Source organism: Halopseudomonas formosensis (genome assembly GCF_900115905.1).
GTDB lineage: Bacteria > Pseudomonadota > Gammaproteobacteria > Pseudomonadales > Pseudomonadaceae > Halopseudomonas > Halopseudomonas formosensis.
In genome coordinates, this window is sequence record NZ_FOYD01000001.1 from 21,999 (window position 1) to 43,162 (window position 21,164).

Sequence of the window (21,164 nt, forward strand, 5' to 3'; positions counted from 1 at the left end):
GGGCTCAGCTGTCGAGCAGCGCCCGTGCCGCCTGACGACCGCTGAGCCAGGCATTCTCGATTCGTCCCCCCAGACACCAGTCGCCGCAGACGTACAGATTCAGTCTGGGTGCGGCCAATGCCCCCCATTTCAGTTGCTCGGCAGGCCTGGCCTGCGGCCAGAACTGTGCCTGACTGGCGCCCGGCTCCGGCAGCGGCTGACCCAGAACCTCTGCCATGGCCTGAGACAGCTCGACAATCACCTCCTGCGCGCCGCTGTCGGCATGCCGCTCGGCCCAGCTGGATGTGGATTGCACTACCCAGACTTCCCCTTCGCCACGCGCCGGCTTGCTGCTGTTGCGGGCCAGCCAGTCCAGCGGCCCATCACGCACGAAGCAGGCCTCGACCTGGGTCTGCAGGGGCTGCGCGAAGGTCAGGGCCACACTCCAGCAGGGGCGCAGGTGGACCCGCGCCACATCCTGCTGCAGCTGGGGAGCGACCTCCAGCAGGGGGGCGGCTACATCGGCGGGGACCGCCAGCACCAGGGCGTCGAAGGGGCCGTGGGTGGTGCCGTTGCCGGCATGTACCAGCCAATCGCCCTCGGTAGTCCGCCGCAGGCGCTCGACAGCGCAGTGCTCGAACGGGATGGCCTGGCGCAGCTGTTGTGCCAGCGCAGCCATGTGGGGGACCGCGACCATGCGCTGGATATCGTCGGAGGAGGGGCGCAGGCCGTATTCGTGGTCATGCAGAAAGAGGTGTGGCGTCCAGTCGGCTATCCACCCCCGGTTCTGCCACTCGCGGGTGGCCTGGCGGAAGGCGGGATGCCTGGCCGTGAAATACTGTGCCGCCATGTCCGCTGGACCTTCGTGTCCGAGCCGCCCGCCCGGCCGAGGCTGGCTGTCGAACAGGGTGACCGGCAACCCGGCGTCGGTCAGAACCCGGGCCGCGCTCAGCCCCGCCAGTCCGGCGCCGATGACGGCGATTCCCTGTTGAGTGATGCGCATGGCTCGGGCCCCTGATTTCGTGGCTGGTCACGGTGCTGCACAGCATCACCGAATCGCCGCCCAGCCGCAATACCTCCGGCATCACCGCCTCTGCACATATTCGCACCCGCGGCGGGTGCTCCTACGGTCGGGAGGAGGGCTGTACTTTTGTAGGAGCACCGCCCCGGTGCGAACCGCGTGGACACCTTCTCTCTCGGTGATAGGCGCGTCCTATGGCGGCCATTGCAGTAAAAGCCCAGCCGGCAGGGTACAATCCGGTTTCCAGTCACCATCGCCACGCGGGAGAAAACTGATGTCTGAACGGGGAGTGCTCCTGGTCAATCTGGGGTCGCCAGCCAGTACCGAGGTGGCGGACGTACGCCGCTATCTCAACCAGTTCCTGATGGATCCCTGCGTGGTGGATCTGCCCTGGTTGCCGCGTCGCCTGCTGGTCAGCCTGATCCTGCTGCGCCGCCCCAAGGCCTCCGCCGAGGCCTATGCCTCGATCTGGTGGGAGGAAGGCTCGCCCCTGGTGGTAATCAGCCAGCGGGTGCGGGACCAGTTGCGCAGCCGTCTGGACATGCCGGTGGAACTGGCGATGCGCTACGGCGAGCCGTCCATCGAACAGGGCATTCTCGCTCTGGTGCAGCAGGGCGTCAGCGAGATACTGCTGATGCACCAGTATCCGCAGTTTGCTGACAGCACCATCACCACCGTCGTGCGTGAGGCCCGGCGGGTCATCGATCAGCACGGCCTCAAGGTCCGCCTGACCGAGCTGCCGGCCTTCCATGACCGGCCCGACTATCTGGAGGCCCTGGCCGAGAGCGCCCGTCCCCATCTGGAGGGAGGCTTCGACCATCTGCTGTTCAGCTATCACGGATTGCCCGAGCGTCACCTGCGCAAGGCTGATCCCACCGGTGGCCACTGCCTGAGTTCACCGGACTGCTGCGAGCGGCCGTCCCCCGCGCATGCCCGCTGCTATCGTGCCCAGTGCAAGTCGGTCAGTCGGGAAATCGCCCGGCGCTTCAACCTCAAGGATGATCAGTGGAGTGTGGCCTTCCAGTCCCGGCTGGGCCGGGCCAAGTGGATCGACCCCTACACCGAGGTGGAGCTGGAGAGACTGGCCGCCCGGGGCGTCAAGCGACTTCTGGTCATGTGTCCGGCCTTTACCGCCGACTGCATCGAGACGCTGGAGGAGATCGGTGATCGTGGGCGGGAGCAGTTCATCAACGCCGGGGGCGAGGAGCTGGTGCTGATTCCCTGCCTGAATGACCATCCGCAGTGGATGGATGTGCTGGCGGACTGGGCGCGCCGGGAGCCGGTCAGCGCCTGAGTCCCCGGATGCCGTGGCTCAGGCGCGTCTGAGCCACTCGGACAGGGCCAGATGCAGGCCCAGCCCCACCAGCACCGCGCCCATCAGCCGGTCGAACCAGTGCCCCATGCGGGCAAAACCGCGGCGCACCGCCGGCTGGCTGAACAGCAGGGCCACCAGACAGAACCACAGGGTGGTGGCCAGCGCCAGATAGACACCGTAACCGGCCTGGACCAGGGTCGGCGTCTGCGGACTGATCACCAGGGTAAACACCGACAGGAAGAACAGGGTGACCTTGGGGTTCAGGCCATTGGTGATGAAACCGACACTGAAGGCCTTGCCGGGGTTCATGCTGACCTGCGAGGCAGACAGGTCTCCGGCATTGGCCTGTGGCCGTGCGCCCAGCGCTTTTATGCCGATGTACAGCAGGTAGGCGGCAGCCAGCAGTTTCAGCAGGTTGAACAGCCAGATCGACTGGGACACTATGAGGCCGATCCCCAGCAGGGAATAGGCCACGTGCAAAAAGATACCGCTGCCGATTCCCAGGGCCGTCATCAGGCCCGCCTGGCGCCCGGCGCTCACGCTGTTGCGGATAACCACGGCGAAATCCGGTCCGGGACTCATCACCGCCAGCAGGTGCACCAGTGCCACCAGCAGAAATTCATTCAGATACAATGCAGTTGCTCCGGCCCAAAAGCGGCCATTTTAACGCTCCACTGTACTTTGCACACGGGTCACACAATGAAAAAGCTCTCGGCGGTATTTCTCGATCATGCCTCACTGGATCAGGGCGACCTGAATCTGCAGGTGCTGCACGAGGCTGCCGGTCAGCTCTCCCTGTACCCGGCCACCACGCCCGACCAGGTGATAGAGCGCATCGCCGGACATCAGGTGGTGATCACCAACAAGGTGGTCATCGATGAGCAGGTGATGCAGGCCTGTCCCGGGCTTCAGCTGATCCTGATCGCCGCCACGGGGACCAACAATGTGGACCTGCAGGCGGCCCGCCAGCGGGGTATCGCGGTCTACAACTGTCAGGGGTACGGCACCCCGTCGGTGGCCCAGCACAGTCTGATGCTGATGCTGGTGCTGATCACCCGCTTCGAGAGCTACCGCCGGGCGGTGCGTGACGGCGCCTGGCAGCGCAGTACCCAGTTCTGCCTGCTGGATTACCCCATAGGCGAGCTCGCCGGCCGCACCCTCGGCATCCTCGGCTATGGCGAACTGGGGCAGGAGGTGGGTCGCCTGGCCCGGGCCTTCGGCATGCAGGTGGTGGTCGGTGCGGTTCCCGGGCGGCCGCACCCCGAACGGCCCTCGCTGGAGGCCCTGCTGCCCCGGGTAGATATTCTCAGCCTGCACTGCCCGCTGACGGACAGCACCCGCAACATGATAGGTCGCAACGAGCTGGCGCTGATGAAGCCCGGCAGTCTGCTGATCAATACCGGTCGCGGTGGTCTGGTGGACGAGCAGGCGCTGGTCGACAGCCTGCGCAGCGGTCACCTGGGTGGTGCCGGCTTCGATGTGCTCACCACCGAACCGCCGGCGGCGGGCAACCCGTTGCTGGCGGACGATCTGCCCAATCTGGTGGTGACCCCCCACAGTGCCTGGGGCAGCCGCGAGGCGCGCCAGCGTATCGTCGGCCAGCTGGCGGAGAACCTGCTGCATGCCACTGGCTCGGGTGCCGAGCCCTCCCGACGGGTCGCCTGACCGGTAGCGGTCGGCAATCCGCCCGCGACCCCGGTCACAGATTACCCATCATCACCCCTTGGGGTGATGTGAGCGGGTCAGCTCGCCGCTAGAGTCGCCGGTCCATGCCAGGAGCCGGCAATCCCTGGGGCAACTCAACTGCTGCAGGGGGGGGCGCCATGCCGGACGCTTACGCCATCCATACAGCCCGGTTCCACCGCACCACAGCGCAGCAGGGCGCCAGTCTCATCGAGGTTCTGGTTGCCCTGCTGATTCTTGCTGTCGGCGGGCAGGGTGCGATGCTGCTGCAGGCCCAGGCGTTGCGGGTCAGTGCAGCGGCGGCCGACCTCACGCATGCCTCCTTCATCGCCTATGACCTGCTGGATCGCATGCGTGCCAATCCCGACGCTCTGGCGCAGTACGCCATGCAGCTGGATCAGGGTTGTCATCCCGCGACACCGGGAGCGTCGGTAGTACAGACCGACCGCAACGATTTCATGCATGCCGTCACCTGCGAACTGCCCGCCGGGCATGCCCGTGTGCAGGTGCAGGGTCCCCAGGTCAGCATTCACATCGGCTGGTCCCAGGAGCGCCTGGATGGGCCGGGCGCCCAGGCCAGTCTGCTGCTGTCCACGCGCATCAGGGGCCTGCCGTGAAGGGGCGAGGGAGTATCGGCCAGGCTGGAGTGGGCCTGGTAGAGCTCATGGTGGCAATGACCGTGGGGCTGCTGCTGGTGGCCGGTGCGATTCAACAGCTGTTGGCCAACCGCAGCAGCTTCGTGCTTCAGCAGCAACTGGCTGCAGTGCAGGAAAATACCCGCTTCGTGCTAGCCCGCCTCGGTCGCGATATCCGTCAGGCTGGTGCCTTCGGCTGTCTGGATCTGCAGCGGCTGCCCGCGCCGATGGCCGCCCAGCTGCCAGCGCCCCTGGCCACGCCCATCTCGCATTCGGCGGGTGTGCTCAGGCTTGTCAGCGCCGTGACCGTGCATGATCCGGTGCATACAGCGGATCAGCGCGATGCGGCCGGCTATGACGCACGCTGGCTGCTGGCTACCAACTGCCTGGACGAGGTGCGCGTGGCGGAGGCCGGCGAGACGCTGGCCGTGGCCCCGGGGGATATCCTGATTCCCGTACGCAAGGTGGAATACCGGCTGGCCGGCCATAACCTGCAGGTGCGCACCAACGGGGCGGGCAACTTCGAGACGCTGATCGAGGGCGTGGCCAGCTTCGGCGTGCAGTTCGGCCTGGCGGCCAGTGCTGACGAGGACGGTGTGGCAGGGGCCTATGTGACGACGTTGCAACCGGATGAAGGGCCCCGGGTCCGCAGTGTTCGTATCCTGCTGGCGCTGTCCGACAACCCCGCCGGCCATGGGCAGCTGCGTCAGCGGCAGTACACTCTGGTCAGCGCCCTGCGCAACCGGCTGGAGTGAGCCCTATGTCCCTGCCCAGGTATCGACCCATTCGACCTTGTCAGCGGGGGGCCGCCCTGCTGGTCAGTCTGGTCATGCTGTTGCTGCTGACAGTGATTGCCCTGGCCGGGGTCTCCGATTCCACGCTGCAACAGCGCATGGCACATAACTCCCGCCAGCTGAACAAGAGCTTCCAGGCTGCCGAAAGTGCCCTGCGTCATCTCGAGCAGCAGCTCGAAGCCGGGTTGCTGACCTTGCCAACGGATCCCTGTCAGCCGCTCTGTGAGGTACCGGTTACGGTGTTGAACGGCGCTGCGGGCAGCGCGCCGGGGGCGGACTGGAGTCAGCTGCCGGTGAGCGGTAACGAGGTGGAAGTCTGGTTCCGCCTGGTGCGCCAGGGGGACAGCAGTCTGCTGCCCGGTATCGCGCCTGGCAGCGACGGGACGCTGTACCGGGTCACCGTACTGGCGCGGCAGGGCCAGGTCAGCACGCTGCTCGAGGCCGGCTATGCACAGCAGCAGGGTGCCGCTGCGATGACGGCGTCGGGTGTGGGGCCGCAGGCGTTCCGGCGGGTTGCCTGGAGGCAGCTGCAGTGAATCAGCGACGGGGGCAGGGCTTCAGCCTGATCGAGATCATGCTGGTGGTGGTCATCATCGCGATATTGGCGGGTATTGCCCTGCCGGCCTATCAGGAGCACGTGCGCCAGGCCCGGCGCGCCGAGGTGGCGGGTATCCTGCTGGAGAATGCCCAGCGGCTGGAGCGGCACTATGTGCGCCATGGGGGCTACGATGCGGGTACGGTGCCGCAGCTGACGCTGCAGAGTCCGGCCAGCGGCACGCCACTGTATATCCTGCATGCGGCGCTGGGGGCGGAGAGTTTCACCCTGACCGCCACTGCGGTACCGGGCGGGCTGATGGCTGGCGATCCCTGCGCCAGCTACAGCCTGGATCAGATCAATCAGCGCACGCCGGCGGACAGCCGTTGCTGGCGGCGCTGAATAGGGATCAGGAAGGGTTGGATTCTGCCGCTGCTCCAGTGGCCGAGGCGGGGGCCGCCGGCAGTATCAGGTTGAGCAGTATCGCCACCACGCTGCACAGGCTGACACCCTGCAGGGTCAGTTCGTGACTCCCGATGGCCATGCCGCCGATGCCGAACACCAGGGTAACCGAGACGATGCACAGGTTGCGCGCCTCGGACAGGTCCACCTGGTTGCGGATCAGGGTATTGATCCCCACCACCGCAATGGAGCCGAACAGCAGACACAGAATACCGCCCATTACCGGCACCGGAATGCCCAGCAGAATGGCACCGAATTTCTCGACAAAGGCCAGCCCGATGGCGAAGAAGGCCGCCCAGATCATCACCATCGGATTGAAGTTGCGGGTCAGCATCACTGCGCCGGTAACTTCGGAGTAGGTGGTGTTCGGCGGTCCGCCACACAGCGCTGCCGCAGAGGTGGCCAGACCGTCGCCCAGCAGGGTGCGGTGCAGGCCTGGCTTGCGCAGGAAATTCTTGCCGGTGACCGAGCTGATCGCCATGACATCACCGATATGCTCGATTACCGGTGCCAGCGCGACCGGGATCATGAACAGGATGGCGGCGAGATGGAATTCCGGGGTCACGAAGGCAGGCACGGCTACCCAGCTGGCGGCGCCGACGTTGGTGAAATCCACGGCGCCCAGTACCCAGGACAGGCCGTAGCCCACCACCACCCCCGCCATGATCGGCAGCAGGCGGAAGATGCCTCTGGCATAGACCGCCACCAGCAGGGTAGTGATCAGCGCTGCCAGGGAAATGATCATCGCGGAGGATTCGTCGACCAGCTGCAGGCTGCCGTCCCCGGACTTGCCCAGGGCCATGTTTACGGCCGTGCCCGCCAGCCCCAGGCCGATGACCATGATCACCGGTCCCACCACCACCGGTGGCAGCAGGCGTTGAATGAACTCCGGTCCGCGCAGGTAGACCAGCAGGCTCAACACCAGGTAGACCATGCCGGCCGCCACCAGGCCACCCAAAGTCGCTGCCAGGCCCCAGGTCTGGTTGCTGTACAGAATGGGTGCTATGAAGGCAAAACTGGAGGCAAGGAAGACGGGTACCTGGCGTCGGGTGATGAACTGGAAGATCAGCGTGCCCAGTCCGGCGGTAAACAGTGCCACGCTCGGGTTCATCCCGGTAATCAGCGGCATCAGCACCAGCGCACCGAAGGCGACAAACAACATCTGTGAACCGGCCAGCACACTGTGCCAGCCGGTGGTGCTCATATCCTGCCGCATCAATGCACGTCCTTCTGCCGTGTGCCGAAGATCTTGTCACCCGCATCGCCCAGACCGGGAATGATGTAGCCGTGCTCGTTCAGACGCTGGTCCACCGAGGCAGTAAAGATCTCTACGTCGGGGTGGGCCTCGTTGACCCGCTTGACCCCCTCCGGCGCGGCCACCAGCACCAGCGCTCGGATCTCGTGGGCGCCGGCCCGTTTGAGCATGTCGATGGTGGCGATCATGGAGCCGCCCGTGGCCAGCATGGGGTCGATGATCAGCGCCCGGCGCTGGTGCAGTTCGTTGACCAGCTTCTGCAGGTAGGTGTCGGCCTCGAGGGTTTCCTCGTTGCGCACCAGGCCGATCATGCTCACCTTGGCACTGGGGATCAGGCTGAGTACGCCGTCGAGCATGCCCAGACCGGCGCGCAGGATGGGTACCACGGTGATCTTCTTGCCGGCCAGCTTCTCGACTTCCACCTTGCCGCACCAGCCATCGATGGCGTGACTTTCGACCGGCATGTCCTTGGTCGCCTCGTAAGTCAGCAGGGCAGCGATTTCCTGTGCCAGTTCACGGAAGTTCTTGGTGCTGATATCGTTGCGGCGCATCAGGCCGAGCTTGTGACGGATCAGCGGATGGCGGATTTCCTGGATATTCATGGGGCAGGGTTCCTGGCGGGAAAGATACGCGGATAGCCTAAACTAATGCTCGATGCCGGTCATCCGCAATTGGGCGGTAAATCGCCACATTACCTTGCGTGACCGCGGCAGGTGCAGTATTTTGCGTCGCTTTTACCCTTGCCCCGGAGGCTTGCATGTCCCTTGATCTCGATCACGTCAGACAGGTGATGGACGAGGCGGATTGCCTTTATACCCAGCAGCAGGTGGAAGCCGCGATGGACCAGATGGCCGCGGCCATCACGGAGAAGCTGAAGGACAGCAACCCGATCGTCTACAGCGTCATGAACGGCGGTCTGATCATCGCCGGGCAACTGCTGACCCGTTTGAACTTCCCCATGGAAGTGGGCTATCTGCATGCCACCCGCTACCGCAACAAGCTGTCGGGCAGCGAACTGTTCTGGAAGGCCCGCGCCGAGCATTCCCTGGTCGGGCGCACCGTGCTGATCATTGATGACATTCTCGATGAGGGGCATACCCTGGCCGCGATCATGGAGTACTGCCGCGACGCCGGCGCAGCACAGGTACTGACCGCCGTTCTGCTGGACAAGACCCACGACCGCAAGGCCTTCCCGGGCATGCGTGCCGACTTCACCGGGCTGGATGTGGTTGATCGCTACGTGTTCGGCTATGGCCTGGACTACAAGGGCTACTGGCGCAACGCCGCCGGTATCTACGCGCTCAAGGATTTCTGATCCTCAGGCCTGCACCGGCGCAGCGTCCTCCTGCTGCGCCCGGATCAGTCTGGCTGCCAGCTCCGGCGAGGCGGTAAAACCGATCTCCCCGCGACGGGCGTGGATACCGGCCCGCTTCAGCTTGAGCCGGATGCGGGGCTTGACCCCGCTCAGATAGACCTGCACACCGCGCCGGCGGATGTCTCCCAATGCCTGCTCGAACAGGACCAGGGCGCTCATGTCCATGCTCGGCACCGCGCGCATGTCGATGATCAGATAGCGGATCTGCTCCTCGAACTGGCTGAGCGCGCGCAGCGCCTTGTCGGCGGCAGCGAAGAACAGCGGGCCCTGGATACGGTACAGCACCACGGCGTCCGGCAGCTCGACCTGCAGTTCCCGGTCCGGCCGCGCCCGCGCCCCTTCACTGAGATCGGCCATGCGCTTGATGAACAGCGCCGAGGCCAGCAGCAGCCCCACACCCACCGCCAGTACCATGTCGAACAGCACGGTCAGCAGCAGGCAGATCAGCAGTACCAGCACATCCTGACGTGGCCCCACCCGCAGCAGGTGGATCACGCGCTTGGCCTCGCTCATGTTCCAGGCCACCATCAGCAGCATGGCGGCCAGAGACGCCATCGGCAGCCAGGCGAACAGCCGTGCCAGCAGCACCACCGCCAGCAGTATTACCAGGGCATGCACCACAGCGGCGATGGGCGAGCGGGCGCCGCTGCGCACACTGGTGGCGGTACGGGCGATGGCGGCGGTGGCGGTGATGCCGCCGAAGAAGGGCACCACCATATTGCCCAGGCCCTGACCGATCAGCTCGGCGTTGGGGTCGTGGCGGGTGCCGGCCATGCCGTCGGCCACCAGCGCGCAGAGCAGCGACTCGATGGCGCCGAGCATGGCTACCGCCAGGGCAGAGGGCAGCAGCTGGCGCAGCAACTCGAAGTTGATCAGCAGCGGCTGGCCATCGGCACCGGGCAATTTCCAAGGCAGGACCCACTGCGGCGCCAGCGGCGGAATGCCGGCATGGGTTACTCCGTCGAGTTCATAACTGAAGCGGCTGCCCAGAGTGGCGACCGACACATCCAGACTCATCAGCAGCAGCCCCAGCAGGCTGCCGAGCAGCAGGGCGACAAGGTGCCCGGGGATGCGTCGGGTCAGGCGCGGCCAGAGGATGAGTACCGTCAGGGTCACCGCACCCACCAGGGTGTCACCCGGACTGATGCTGGGCAAAGCCTGGCCCAGGGCCTGCAGCTGATCCAGATAGTGGGTGTGCGGGCCGACGTTCTGCAGGCCGAAAAAGTCCTTGATCTGCAGGGTGGCGATGACAATGCCGATCCCCGCGGTGAAGCCCATCACCACCGGGTAGGGCACGAACTGGATCAGGTTGCCCATGCGCGCCACTCCCAGCACCACCAGTATGGCCCCGGCCATCAGGGTAACCAGCAGCAGGCCGCCCAGCCCGTAGGCCTGGGTAATGGGCAGCAGTATCACCACGAAGGCGGCGGTGGGACCGGAGATATTGAACCGCGAACCTCCGAACAGGGCGATGATCAGCCCGCCGACGATACCGGTATAGAGACCATGCTGGGGCGCCACCCCGACCGCGATGGCCAGGGCCATGGCCAGCGGGATGGCGATGATGCCCACGGTGATGCCGGCAAGCACATCACTGCGCAGGCTGCTCAGCGAGTAGCCCTGGCGAAAACTGTCGCGCAGGGCGGCGAACAGGGGCAAAGACAGGTTGGACATGCTGATTCCTGTATTGACAACGCAGGGGCTGACTGCCACAACAGATCTTGATGTCCGTTTCCAGGCGCGCCCCGGGGAGAACCGGCCGCAAGGCTCTATCAGCATACTCCCTGCAACCGCCCCCTGTGTAGTCGCAGCGCCCGGCTGATGCCCGACCCGGGGAGTGCTACAATCCGTTCCTTTCGAATTCACTGAAGAGGGTTGTCCGTGCGTAAAGACAAGAAGAAGGTGGTTGGCGAGCCGATGACCGATGAACAGGTCGCGGTGTTTCTCGGCTTCCGCCCCCATGGTGACGAGCCGGTGGACCACTACATGCTGGCGCGTGCCTATCGCAGCCTGCGGGCCCATGACTTCGCCCGCTTCCTGGAGATGTTCAAGGCTGCCGGCCATGACGTGAATGGCGAGGACGCCCGGGGGCGCACCTTCCTGCAGGTCATCTCCGAGCATGACCAGGCCGAGGAATACGTCGCCGCCCTGCTCGAAGCCGGTGCCCGGCCGCTGGACGCCTGATCCGAACCCAACGCAAGTTCATTCCGCTGAAGGAGATGCAGTCATGACGAGATTTTCACGCTGGCTGGGACTGGCGGCGCTGGCACTGGTGCTGGTCGGTTGCGCCCACAGTCCGCAGCAACTCAATGTCACCCCGAGTGTCACCACTACCCTGAGTCCGGTCGCCCGACAGCAGCCTGTGGTGGTGACCGTGCGCGACACCCGCAGCTCGCCGGTACTCGGCACCCGCGGCGGTCTCTACCCGGAGACCAGCAACCTGACCATCAACCCGCAGGCCCTCAACCATATCCGTCAGCAGGTGGAAGGGGCGCTGCGTCAGCTGGGCTTCAGCGTGGTGCCCGAAGGTACCCCCAACGCCAACAGCCTGGTGGTCAGCCTGTCAGAGCTCAGCTACATCTCGCCCAAGGATGGGGTCTACGTGACCCAGGCAGACATCGGGGCGACCTTCAGCGCCGAAGTGCGCTCGCTCAATGAACGCTACAACGGTCGCTACAGCGCCTCCGCCCAGCATCGCTTCGGCTATGCGCCCAACCAGGCCACCAACACCCGTCTGGTCAGCGAAGTGATGAGCGATGCCCTGTCGCGCATCTTCCGTGATCCGGAAATCATCCGCCTGCTGCAGCAGTGATCGGAACGACCGGCAGGCCCTGACGGCCTGCCGGTATCCTCAATATCTCACCTCAACCTTCCTTCGGCGTATTCAGCAGCTCGTCATGCTCGGCCATGTTCCATGGCAGCACGCCCGGTGACAGCTGCAGGAAATCCAGATACTTCTCGAAGTGATCCAGGATGTCGCTGATCAGCTCCTTGTCCTCGTAACCATAGACGTCGTAGGCCAGACCACCCCGGCGCAGGAATACCTCGGCACGGTAGTAGTAGCTGTCCTCGTCGGCGGTCTCGCTGGTATCCGGGTTGGCGAAGGCCGGACGCAGGTACTCGCGCAGGCGGATCTCGTAGAGGAAGTCGAGCTGGTCGGATACCACCTCCAGATAGGCGCGGGTATGTTCCTCGTCGTAGTGGACCTCGGCGGGCCAGGACTGTGCCTGAAGTCCCTTGGCGACGCGGATCATGGCGGTCAGGGCGGTGCCCTTGATGAACTGTTCCACTTCGTCCTTCTCCGGATAGGTGACTATGCCGGCCAGACGCTTGCGCCACAGGCCTGGGCCGCCGCTGCGGTTGCTCTGGCTGACCTTCTGGTGATGGCTCTCGATCACCAGGGCGCGCCACATGCCCACGGCCGACAGCAGCATGATGATGGCGAAGGGCAGGGCGCTGGCAATCGCCATGCTCTGCAGCGCCTTGAGGCCGCCGGCCAGCAGCAGTACCGAGGCCAGCACACCGCTGAGGATGGCCCAGCTGCCACGCTGCCAGGCCGGTGTATCCAGTGCCCCGCCGGAGGCCAGGGAGTCGACCACCAGTGCCCCGGAATCCGCCGAGGTGACGAAGAACAGGGCGATCAGCAGTACTGTGAGGAAGGACGCCACCGAAGTGAAGGGGAACTGCTCCAGCAGCTTGAACAGGGCGATGGCGTTGTCCGCCTTCACCTGATCAATCAGTTCGCTGTAGCCCTGGTTGATGATCAGGTGCAGTGCGGTGTCACCGAATACCGAGAACCAGAAAAAGGTGAAGAAGGTGGGTACCAGCATCACCCCGAAGACGAACTGGCGTATGGTACGACCGCGGCTGATCTTGGCGATGAACAGGCCGACGAAGGGTGCCCAGGCGATGGTCCAGCCGAAGATGAACAGGGTCCAGTTGCCGATCCAGTCACTGCGCGAGTAGGCCTGCAGGTTGAAGGTCCGCTCGACGATGTTGTTCAGGTAGCTGCCGGTGTTCTGCAGGAAGGTCTCGAGAATGAAGATGGTCGGGCCGACCAGGAAGATGAACAGCATCAGCGCGGTGGCGATGATCATGTTCAGCATCGCCAGGCGCTTGATGCCCTTGTCCATGCCCGCCACCACCGAGCCCATGGTCAGCACCGTGATGCCGGCAACACACGCGATCTGCACCCAGGTATTGACCGGTATCGACGGCCACAGGTAGTTGAACCCGGCATTCATCTGAGCCACCGACAGCCCCAGCGTGGTAGCGATACCGAACATGGTGCCGAGAATGGCGAAGATATCCACCGCGTGACCAATGGGGCCGTAGATGCGGTCACCGATCAGTGGGTAGAGCGCCGAGCGGATGGACAGCGGCAGGCCGTGGCGGAAAGAGAAGTACGCCAGCACCAGACCGGTCAGCCCGTAGATGGCCCAGATGTGAAAGCCCCAGTGGAAGAAGGCGATCTGCATGGCCTGCTTGGCCGCATCCACTGTCAGTCCCGCACCGACCGGCGGGTCGGCATAATGCAACACGGGTTCGGCGACGCCGAAGAACAGCAGGGCGATACCGTAGCCGGCGGAGAACAGCATGGCGAACCAGGCCGGGAAGCTGTACTGGGGTTCGGAGTGGTCAGGCCCGAGCTTGATGTTGCCCCAGCGGCTCAGGGCGACTATCACCACAAAGACCAGGAATATCGCCACGGCCAGCATGTAGAACCAGCCGAAGCTGCTGGTGATATAGGCCAGCAGCGAGGAAAACAGCTCCCCGGCCAGGTCAGGTTGACTGGCGGTACCTATGACCAGCAGCAGGATGAAGAAGAACGCCGGTATGAACACCGGCAGCAGAATGGTGGTGTTCCAGAGTCGTTTCCGTGTCGTTTCCGTCATGGGCGACTAGCTCCTTGGTTTCTTGTAAGCCACCTTTGGAGTCTAGTACCGCCGCGTTAGTGCCCCTGCGTTTCAGTTATCCTCATCGCAGGTCTTCACCCGCACCCGGGCGGTGCCGGCGCGAAGCATGCCCAGCTCCCTTGCCGCGGCAAGGGATACGTCGATGATGCGCCCGCCGACAAAGGGGCCACGGTCATTGACCCGCACCGTGGTGCTGCGGCCATTGAACAGGTTGGTGACACACAGCCGGGCACCGAAGGGCAGGCTGGGATGGGCGGCGGTCATGTCCGACTCGTCGTAGGGCTCGCCGCTGGCGGTGCGCCGCCCGTGCAGACGGGAGGAATAGTAGGACGCACGGCCCTCGGCGGTATAGGTCAACCCGCCTTCGCTGTCCGGCAGGTCGGTACCTATGGCGGCGGGACCGGCCAGCAGGAGCAGGGCAGCAAGCACTGCCCGCATCGCCAGCCGCAGCATGTCCGGGCGGCATTGACCTTGCCGGGGCAATGCCAAGATCAGCCGTCCAGCTTCTGCTTGAGCAGCTGATTGACCTGCTGCGGGTTGGCCTTGCCCCTGGATGCCTTCATCGCCTGGCCGACGAAGAAGCCGAACATCTTGCCGCGCTTGGCCTCGTCACTGGCACGGTACTGTTCGACCTGGGCGGCGTTGGCTGCCAGTACCTCGTCGAGCATGGCCTCGATGGCGCCGGTGTCGGTCACCTGCTTGAGTCCGCGCGCCTCGATGATCTGGTCGGCGTCACCTTCGCCATTGGCCATGGCCTCGAACACCATCTTGGCGATCTTGCCGGAGATGGTGTTGTCCTTGATGCGCAGAATCATGCCGCCCAGCTGCTCGGCGCTGACCGGCGACTGGTCGATCTCGATATCCGACTTGTTCAGCAGGCTGGACAACTCGCCCATCACCCAGTTGGCCGCCAGCTTGGCGTCGCCGCAGGTGCGCTGGACCTGTTCGAAGTAGTCGGCCATCTCGCGGCTGGCCGAAAGCACGCTGGCGTCGTAGGCGGACAGGCCGAACTCGCTCTGGAAGCGTTCGCGCTTTTGCTGTGGCAGTTCCGGCAGCTCGCTGCGTACCTGTTCGACGAAGGACGGCTCGATGACCACCGGCAGCAGGTCCGGATCGGGGAAGTAGCGGTAGTCGTTGGCCTCCTCCTTGCTGCGCATGGAGCGGGTTTCGTCCTTGTTCGGATCGTACAGGCGGGTTTCCTGCACCACCGTGCCGCCATCCTCGATCAGCTCGATCTGACGCTGCACCTCGGTATTGATCGCCCGCTCGATGAAGCGGAAGGAGTTGATGTTCTTCAGCTCGCAGCGGGTGCCGAACTCGGTCTGGCCCTTGGGCCGTACCGACACGTTGCAGTCGCAGCGGAAGGAGCCCTCGGCCATGTTGCCGTCGCAGATGCCCAGGTAGCGCACCAGCGAGTGGATGGTGCGGGCATAGGCGACCGCTTCCTTGGCGCTGCGCATGTCCGGCTCGGAGACGATCTCCAGCAGCGGCGTGCCGGCCCGGTTCAGGTCGATGCCGCTCATGCCCTGGAAGTCCTCGTGCAGGCTCTTGCCGGCGTCCTCTTCCAGGTGTGCGCGGGTCACGCCGACGCGCTTGACGGTGCCGTCATCCAGGGTGATGTCCACATGGCCCTTGCCCACGATCGGCAGGTCCATCTGGCTGATCTGGTAACCCTTGGGCAGGTCGGGGTAGAAGTAGTTCTTGCGTGCGAACACGTTGGTCATGCCGATCTCGGCGTCGATCGCCAGGCCGAACTTGACCGCGTTCTTCACCGCCTGGGCGTTGAGTACCGGCAGGGTACCCGGCATCGCCAGATCGACCAGGCTGGCCTGGGTGTTGGGCTCGGCACCGAAGGTGGTGGCGCTGCCGGAGAAGATCTTCGACGCTGTGGTGAGCTGGGCGTGAATCTCCAGCCCGATGACGATTTCCCATTGCATGTTCAGTGTTTCCTCAAATTCGGTATTGGCCGCTGCCTGCGAGCCTGCTGCCCCTCTCCCGGCCTGTGGGCCACCCTTTCCCGCAGGGGGAAAGGGTCACGGGAGGCGCGGCGTTGCCGCGTCTTACAGTGGCGCCCGGGTATGCCAGTCGGTGGCCTGCTGGTACTGATGGGCCACGTTCAGCAGGCGCGGTTCGCTGAAATAGGGGCCGAGCAGCTGCATGCCTACCGGCAGATCATCGGCAAAGCCCGCCGGCAGGGCGACCCCCGGTACCCCGGCGAGGTTGGCGGTAATGGTGTAGATATCGGTCAGATACAGGCTGACCGGATCATCGATCTTCTCGCCGATGCGGAACGCAGGAATCGGCGAAGTCGGGCTGAGAATGACATCCACCTGCTCGAAGGCGGCGAGGAAATCGTTCTTGATCAGGCGGCGGATCTTCTGTGCCTGCAGGTAGTAGGCATCGTAGTAGCCAGCCGACAGGGCGTAGGTGCCGACCATGATGCGGCGCTTGACCTCGGCGCCGAAGCCTTCCTCGCGGGAGCGCAGGTACAGGTCCATCAGATCGGTCGGGTTCTCGCAGCGGTAGCCATAGCGCACTCCGTCGAACCGGGACAGGTTGGACGAGGCTTCTGCCGAGGCGATCACGTAGTAGGCGGGAATGGCCAGCTCGGCGTTGGGCAGACTGACCTCCCTTATCTCGGCGCCCAGCGCCTGCAGCTGCTTGACCGCCTGATCAATGGTATTGGCGATGCCGGCGTCCAGACCCTCACCGAAGTACTCCTTCGGCAGGCCCACGCGCAGCCCCTGCAGCGGCTGGTTCAGCTCGGCGCTGTAGTCCGGCACCGGATGCTCGACCGAGGTGGAGTCCCTCTCGTCGAAACCGGCCATGGCCTGCAGCAGCAGCGCACAGTCTTCGGCGGTGCGCGCCATGGGGCCGGCCTGATCCAGACTGGAGGCGTAGGCGATCATGCCCCAGCGCGATACCCGGCCGTAGGTGGGCTTGAGGCCGGTCAGGCCGGTAAAGCCCGAGGGCTGGCGGATCGAGCCGCCGGTATCGGTACCTGTGGCGGCCGCACACAGACGCGCTGCCACGGCGGCCGCCGAACCGCCGGAGGAACCGCCTGGAATCAGCTCCTGATTCCAGGGGTTGCGAACCGGGCCATAGAAACTCGACTCGTTGGAGGAGCCCATGGCGAACTCGTCCATGTTGGTCTTGCCCAGGGTCACCGCGCCGGCATCGATGAAGCGCTGGGTCACCGTGGACTCGTAGGGGGCAACGAAGTTGTCCAGCATCTTCGAACCGCAGCTGGTGCGCACGCCGCGGGTGCAGAACAGGTCCTTGTGGGCCAGCGGAATGCCGGTCAGCGGGCCGGCACTGCCGTCAGCCAGGCGGGCGTCGGCGGCGCGGGCCTGCTCCAGGGCCAGCTCCTGGGTAACGGTGATGAAACTGTTGAGGGTGCCATCGAGTTGCTGGATACGGGCAAGGTAGTGCTCAGTCAGCTCGACGCTGGAGATCGCCTTGCTGTGCAGGGCCGCAGACAGTTCGGCCAGGGTTTTCTCATGCATGGAAATGGAATCTCGTCTCGGTTATTCGATGACCCGCGGCACCAGATACAGCCCCTGTTCGGTGGCCGGTGCTATGGCTTGAAGGGCGTCGCGCTGGTTATCTTCGGTGACCACGTCGGCGCGCAGGCGCTGAGTGGTTTCCAGGGGATGGGCCAGCGGCTGCACGCCGCTGGTATCCACCGCCTGCATCCGATCGATCAGCCCCATGATGCTGGACAGCTTGTCCGCATAGGCGGGAATCTCGGCCTCCTTGAGACCAATGCGCGCCAGATGGGCCAGGTGTTCCACGTCGGAGCGATCCAGGGCCATATAGTTCTCCTCGAAATCGAATAGGGCGGGTTGCGTAAGCAATGTCCGGGAAAAGGAGAGGAATTTACCACATCCGCGCCTTGCCCAAAAACCCCGCCATTGTTAGAGTTGCGACACTTCGGGATGTGTCGATTCAAATGCCTGTGTTCGAGTCATGTTGCCGCTGTTTATCGCAGGTTGGTGGCCATTTGCCAGGTAAATACCTGTTTCGTGCTCCCCTCATTCAAACCTAGATGCCCTCGGGGTATATAAACAGCATGTTCAAGAAAATTCGCGGCATGTTTTCCAGCGATCTGTCCATCGACCTGGGAACCGCCAACACACTGATCTACGTCCGCGATCGTGGCATAGTGCTGGATGAGCCCTCGGTTGTCGCCATCCGCACCCATGGTAACCAGAAAAGTGTTGTCGCAGTGGGTACCGACGCCAAGCGTATGCTGGGGCGTACTCCGGGCAACATCCAGGCCATCCGGCCGATGAAGGACGGTGTCATCGCCGACTTCAGCGTCTGCGAGAAGATGCTGCAGTACTTCATCAACAAGGTCCACGAGAACAGTTTCATCCAGCCCAGCCCGCGGGTGCTGATCTGCGTGCCGTGCAAATCCACCCAGGTGGAGCGGCGGGCCATTCGCGAGTCGGCCCTGGGCGCCGGTGCCCGCGAAGTCTACCTGATCGAGGAGCCCATGGCCGCTGCCATCGGTGCCGGCCTGCCGGTCGAGGAAGCCCACGGTTCCATGGTTGTGGACATCGGTGGCGGTACCACCGAGATTGCCCTGATCTCCCTCAACGGCGTGGTCTACGCCGAGTCGGTGCGGGTCGGCGGCGACCGCTTTGACGAAGCCATCATCACCTACGTGCGCCGCAACTACGGCAGTCTGATCGGTGAGTCCACCGCCGAGCGCATCAAGCAGGAAATCGGCGTGGCCTTCCCCGGTGGTGAAGTACTGGAAGTGGACGTGCGCGGCCGCAACCTGGCCGAGGGTGTGCCGCGGGCTTTCACCCTGAACTCCAACGAGGTGCTCGAGGCCCTGCAGGAATCTCTGCAGACCATAGTCCAAGCGGTCAAGAGTGCACTCGAACAGTCCCCGCCGGAACTGGCATCGGACATCGCCGAGCGCGGCCTGATCCTCACTGGCGGTGGCGCACTGCTGCGTGATCTGGACAAGCTGCTGGCTCAGGAAACCGGTCTGCCGGTCATCGTTGCCGAGGAGCCGCTGACCTGCGTGGCCCGTGGCGGCGGTCGTGCCCTGGAGATGATGGACCAGCATGCCATGGATCTGCTGTCCACCGAATGATAGGCCGGCAGGCGCATCCCGGCACCGCAGGTGCCGGGACTGACCGCTGAAGCCCACCCTGCAGTCGCAAGGAGCCCGTCATCAAACCGCTTTTCATCAAAGGCCCGTCCCTCGGGGTTCGCTTCATTGCATTGACGGTGCTTTCGATCGCGCTGATGGTGGTGGACGCCCGCTTCGAGGCACTCAAGCCGCTGCGCTCGCATCTGGGCATGCTGCTGACCCCCCTGTACTACGTGGCCGACCTGCCGGTGCGGGCCTGGGATACGCTCTATTTGCAGCTGACCAGCCGTGCCGATCTGATCGCCGAGAACGAACGCCTGCGCGCCGAGGCCCTGCTGGCCAAGCGCAAGCTGCAGAAGCTCGCCGCGCTGACCGAACAGAACGTGCGCCTGCGCGAGTTGCTCAATTCCTCCGAACTGTTGGACGAGAAGGTGCTGGTCGCCGAACTGATCGGCATCGACCCCAACGCCTTTTCCCAGCGCATTCTCATCGACAAGGGCGAGCGCGACGGAGTCTTCCTCGGCCAGCCGGTGCTGGATGCCACCGGCCTGATGGGCCAGGTGGTCGAGGTGATGCCCTTCACCTCCCGGGTGCTGCTGATCACCGACGTCTCCCACAGCCTGCCGGTGCAGGTCAACCGCAACGGCCTGCGCGCCATTGCCAGCGGCACCGGCAACAGCGACTGGCTGGAACTGCGGCATGTCAGCGATACCGCCGATATCCGTGTCGACGACATCATCGTCAGCTCCGGGCTCGGCCAGCGCTTCCCCGCCGGTTATCCGGTCGGGCGCGTCACCTATGTCAACCGCGACTCCTCGCAGCCCTTCGCCGAGGTTCGCGTCGAACCCACTGCCCAGCTCAATCGCAGTCGCTACCTGCTGCTGGTGTTCAGTCCCGAAAGTGCCTATGGCGATGTCTTCCCCTCCCTGAGTCTGGAGGGGGACGACGAGCCGACGGAGGAGGCGCCGGAGCAGCCTGCCGCCGAGGCGCAGCAGCCGGCTGACACCCGGACGGAGGAACCAACGGATGCGCAGTAGTCTGGTCATCGGCTTGTCCTTTGTTGCGGCACTGATTCTCAGTGTGATGCCCATGCCGGCGCCCTTCGACGCCGGCCGTCCCATGTGGCTGGCCATGGTCGTGGCCTACTGGGTAATGGCCCTGCCACACCGGGTGGGGCTGCTGACCGCCTGGGTCGCCGGACTGGCCACTGACGTGCTGTTCGGCGAGCTGTTCGGGCAGAACGCCCTGGTGCTGGTCATGGTCGCCTGGCTGGTGCTGCTGCTGTATCAGCGCATCCGCCGTTTTCCCCTGTGGCAGCAGAGTCTGGTCATGCTGCCGGTGCTGGGCATAGCCCAGATGGTCTCCCTGTGGCTGAGCAGCCTGGTCGGCAACCGACCGCCGACCCTGCTGTATCTGCTGCCGGCGCTGGTCAGTACCGTGCTCTGGCCCTGGGTATTCACCGTGCTGCGCTTGCTGAGGCGGCGTTTCCATGTGCTCTGAGCGCCTGGTCCATCTGGCCTCGGCTTCGCCCCGGCGGCGTGAACTGCTGGAGCAGATCGGCGTGCCGGTGACCCTGGTTCGTTGTGCCGTCGATGAGCAGGCGTTGCCCGGGGAAGCCCCGGCCGATTACGTGCAGCGGGTGACCCGGGACAAGGTGGTGGCCGGCGTGGCGGCTGCGCCGGCGGGCGCCGTGGTGCTGGCCGCGGATACCGCGGTGGTATTGGGCGATCGGATTCTCGGCAAGCCCGGAGATCGGCAGCAGGGGCTGGCCATGCTGCGGGCACTGTCCGGCCGGGAGCACCAGGTCATGACCGCCGTGGCGGTAGCGCAGGGGGAGGATATCCGACTGGAGCTGGTCAGCACCCGGGTGCGCTTTCGCCCGCTGCAGGAAGCCGAGATCAAGGCCTACTGGGACACCGGCGAGCCCGCGGACAAGGCCGGAGGCTATGGGATCCAGGGGCTGGGCGCGGTGTTTGTCGAGCACCTGGCCGGCAGTTACAGTGCGGTGGTGGGCCTGCCATTGATGGAAACTGCCCGTCTGCTGGCCGGTTTTGGCGTTCCCTGCTGGCAGTCGCGCTGACAGG

General features: G+C 64.7%; 23 protein-coding genes. 13 read left to right on the top strand and 10 right to left on the bottom strand.

The genetic code is table 11. The features are described 5' to 3' along the window. Positions 1–4: 4 nt before the first annotated feature. The gene (locus BM046_RS00120) at positions 5–982 is read right to left on the bottom strand and encodes an NAD(P)/FAD-dependent oxidoreductase (protein ID WP_090535796.1); all 978 of its coding nucleotides are present in this window, start codon (positions 980–982) and stop codon (positions 5–7) included. A 292-nt stretch (positions 983–1,274) separates the two neighbouring features. On the opposite strand from BM046_RS00120, the gene hemH reads away from it, so the two are divergent. Continuing rightward, positions 1,275–2,294 carry a ferrochelatase gene (gene hemH, locus BM046_RS00125; RefSeq protein ID WP_090535799.1) on the top strand — a complete coding sequence of 340 codons (1,020 nt, stop codon included), beginning with the start codon at positions 1,275–1,277 and terminating at the stop codon, positions 2,292–2,294. A gap of 18 nt (positions 2,295–2,312) precedes the next feature. Here hemH and BM046_RS00130 read toward each other — a convergent pair whose 3' ends face one another. Continuing rightward, on the bottom strand, positions 2,313–2,948 hold the full coding sequence (locus BM046_RS00130) for a LysE family transporter (RefSeq protein ID WP_090535801.1): 636 nt from the start codon (positions 2,946–2,948) through the stop codon (positions 2,313–2,315). A gap of 66 nt (positions 2,949–3,014) precedes the next feature. Here BM046_RS00130 and BM046_RS00135 point away from each other — a divergent pair, with 66 nt between their 5' ends. From BM046_RS00135 to BM046_RS00155, 5 genes are all read left to right on the top strand, one after another. Beyond that, entirely contained in the window at positions 3,015–3,980 is a 966-nt protein-coding gene (locus BM046_RS00135) for a 2-hydroxyacid dehydrogenase (protein WP_090535804.1), read from the top strand. 158 nt (positions 3,981–4,138) lie between these two features. Beyond that, positions 4,139–4,615: a type IV pilus modification protein PilV gene (pilV, locus tag BM046_RS00140; protein WP_177197752.1), complete on the top strand. Its 477-nt coding sequence runs from the start codon at positions 4,139–4,141 to the stop codon at positions 4,613–4,615. After that, a complete protein-coding gene (locus BM046_RS00145) occupies positions 4,612–5,388 on the top strand; it encodes a PilW family protein (protein WP_143084117.1) in 777 nt (258 codons plus the stop codon). The genes pilV and BM046_RS00145 overlap by 4 nt, the downstream gene beginning before the upstream one ends. A gap of 5 nt (positions 5,389–5,393) precedes the next feature. Next, on the top strand, positions 5,394–5,963 hold the full coding sequence (locus tag BM046_RS00150; RefSeq protein WP_090535810.1) for a pilus assembly PilX family protein: 570 nt from the start codon (positions 5,394–5,396) through the stop codon (positions 5,961–5,963). Beyond that, the gene (locus BM046_RS00155; protein ID WP_235818527.1) at positions 5,960–6,364 is read left to right on the top strand and encodes a type IV pilin protein; all 405 of its coding nucleotides are present in this window, start codon (positions 5,960–5,962) and stop codon (positions 6,362–6,364) included. Before BM046_RS00150 ends, BM046_RS00155 begins: the two co-directional genes overlap by 4 nt. A gap of 7 nt (positions 6,365–6,371) precedes the next feature. Here BM046_RS00155 and BM046_RS00160 read toward each other — a convergent pair whose 3' ends face one another. Then, positions 6,372–7,640, bottom strand: a complete 1,269-nt coding sequence (locus BM046_RS00160) for a uracil-xanthine permease family protein (protein ID WP_235818528.1) — start codon at positions 7,638–7,640, stop codon at positions 6,372–6,374. Beyond that, positions 7,640–8,281 (bottom strand): uracil phosphoribosyltransferase, encoded by a 642-nt coding sequence (gene upp, locus BM046_RS00165; RefSeq protein ID WP_090535812.1) that lies wholly within the window; start codon positions 8,279–8,281, stop codon positions 7,640–7,642. The genes BM046_RS00160 and upp overlap by 1 nt, the downstream gene beginning before the upstream one ends. A gap of 155 nt (positions 8,282–8,436) precedes the next feature. Here upp and BM046_RS00170 point away from each other — a divergent pair, with 155 nt between their 5' ends. Next, positions 8,437–8,994, top strand: coding sequence for a hypoxanthine-guanine phosphoribosyltransferase (locus tag BM046_RS00170; protein ID WP_090535814.1), 558 nt, complete (start codon positions 8,437–8,439; stop codon positions 8,992–8,994). A 3-nt stretch (positions 8,995–8,997) separates the two neighbouring features. Here BM046_RS00170 and dauA read toward each other — a convergent pair whose 3' ends face one another. Further along, positions 8,998–10,728: a C4-dicarboxylic acid transporter DauA gene (gene dauA / locus BM046_RS00175; protein ID WP_090535816.1), complete on the bottom strand. Its 1,731-nt coding sequence runs from the start codon at positions 10,726–10,728 to the stop codon at positions 8,998–9,000. A 207-nt stretch (positions 10,729–10,935) separates the two neighbouring features. On the opposite strand from dauA, the gene BM046_RS00180 reads away from it, so the two are divergent. Both BM046_RS00180 and BM046_RS00185 read left to right on the top strand, forming a co-directional pair. Continuing rightward, positions 10,936–11,238 (top strand): PA4642 family protein, encoded by a 303-nt coding sequence (locus BM046_RS00180; protein WP_218149981.1) that lies wholly within the window; start codon positions 10,936–10,938, stop codon positions 11,236–11,238. A 43-nt stretch (positions 11,239–11,281) separates the two neighbouring features. Next, positions 11,282–11,866, top strand: a complete 585-nt coding sequence (locus BM046_RS00185) for a YajG family lipoprotein (RefSeq protein WP_090535819.1) — start codon at positions 11,282–11,284, stop codon at positions 11,864–11,866. A 52-nt stretch (positions 11,867–11,918) separates the two neighbouring features. Here the strand turns inward: BM046_RS00185 and BM046_RS00190 are convergent, their stop codons facing one another. From BM046_RS00190 to gatC, 5 genes are all read right to left on the bottom strand, one after another. Continuing rightward, the gene (locus tag BM046_RS00190; protein ID WP_090535822.1) at positions 11,919–13,949 is read right to left on the bottom strand and encodes a BCCT family transporter; all 2,031 of its coding nucleotides are present in this window, start codon (positions 13,947–13,949) and stop codon (positions 11,919–11,921) included. Positions 13,950–14,021: 72 nt separating this feature from the next. Next, complete coding sequence (locus tag BM046_RS00195) at positions 14,022–14,459, bottom strand: septal ring lytic transglycosylase RlpA family protein (protein ID WP_407920424.1); 438 nt, start codon at positions 14,457–14,459, stop codon at positions 14,022–14,024. Positions 14,460–14,461: 2 nt separating this feature from the next. After that, on the bottom strand, positions 14,462–15,907 hold the full coding sequence (gatB, locus tag BM046_RS00200) for an Asp-tRNA(Asn)/Glu-tRNA(Gln) amidotransferase subunit GatB (protein ID WP_090535826.1): 1,446 nt from the start codon (positions 15,905–15,907) through the stop codon (positions 14,462–14,464). Positions 15,908–16,030: 123 nt separating this feature from the next. Beyond that, a complete protein-coding gene (gatA, locus tag BM046_RS00205; RefSeq protein ID WP_090535828.1) occupies positions 16,031–17,476 on the bottom strand; it encodes an Asp-tRNA(Asn)/Glu-tRNA(Gln) amidotransferase subunit GatA in 1,446 nt (481 codons plus the stop codon). A gap of 21 nt (positions 17,477–17,497) precedes the next feature. Then, complete coding sequence (gene gatC / locus BM046_RS00210; protein WP_090535830.1) at positions 17,498–17,785, bottom strand: Asp-tRNA(Asn)/Glu-tRNA(Gln) amidotransferase subunit GatC; 288 nt, start codon at positions 17,783–17,785, stop codon at positions 17,498–17,500. Positions 17,786–18,042: 257 nt separating this feature from the next. Here gatC and mreB point away from each other — a divergent pair, with 257 nt between their 5' ends. From mreB to BM046_RS00230, 4 genes are all read left to right on the top strand, one after another. Next, positions 18,043–19,080 (top strand): rod shape-determining protein MreB, encoded by a 1,038-nt coding sequence (gene mreB, locus BM046_RS00215; RefSeq protein ID WP_090535832.1) that lies wholly within the window; start codon positions 18,043–18,045, stop codon positions 19,078–19,080. 95 nt (positions 19,081–19,175) lie between these two features. After that, positions 19,176–20,117 (top strand): rod shape-determining protein MreC, encoded by a 942-nt coding sequence (gene mreC / locus BM046_RS00220; RefSeq protein WP_090535834.1) that lies wholly within the window; start codon positions 19,176–19,178, stop codon positions 20,115–20,117. Continuing rightward, entirely contained in the window at positions 20,107–20,580 is a 474-nt protein-coding gene (gene mreD, locus BM046_RS00225; protein WP_090535836.1) for a rod shape-determining protein MreD, read from the top strand. Before mreC ends, mreD begins: the two co-directional genes overlap by 11 nt. Further along, entirely contained in the window at positions 20,570–21,160 is a 591-nt protein-coding gene (locus tag BM046_RS00230; protein ID WP_090535838.1) for a Maf family protein, read from the top strand. The genes mreD and BM046_RS00230 overlap by 11 nt, the downstream gene beginning before the upstream one ends. Positions 21,161–21,164 lie beyond the last annotated feature (4 nt).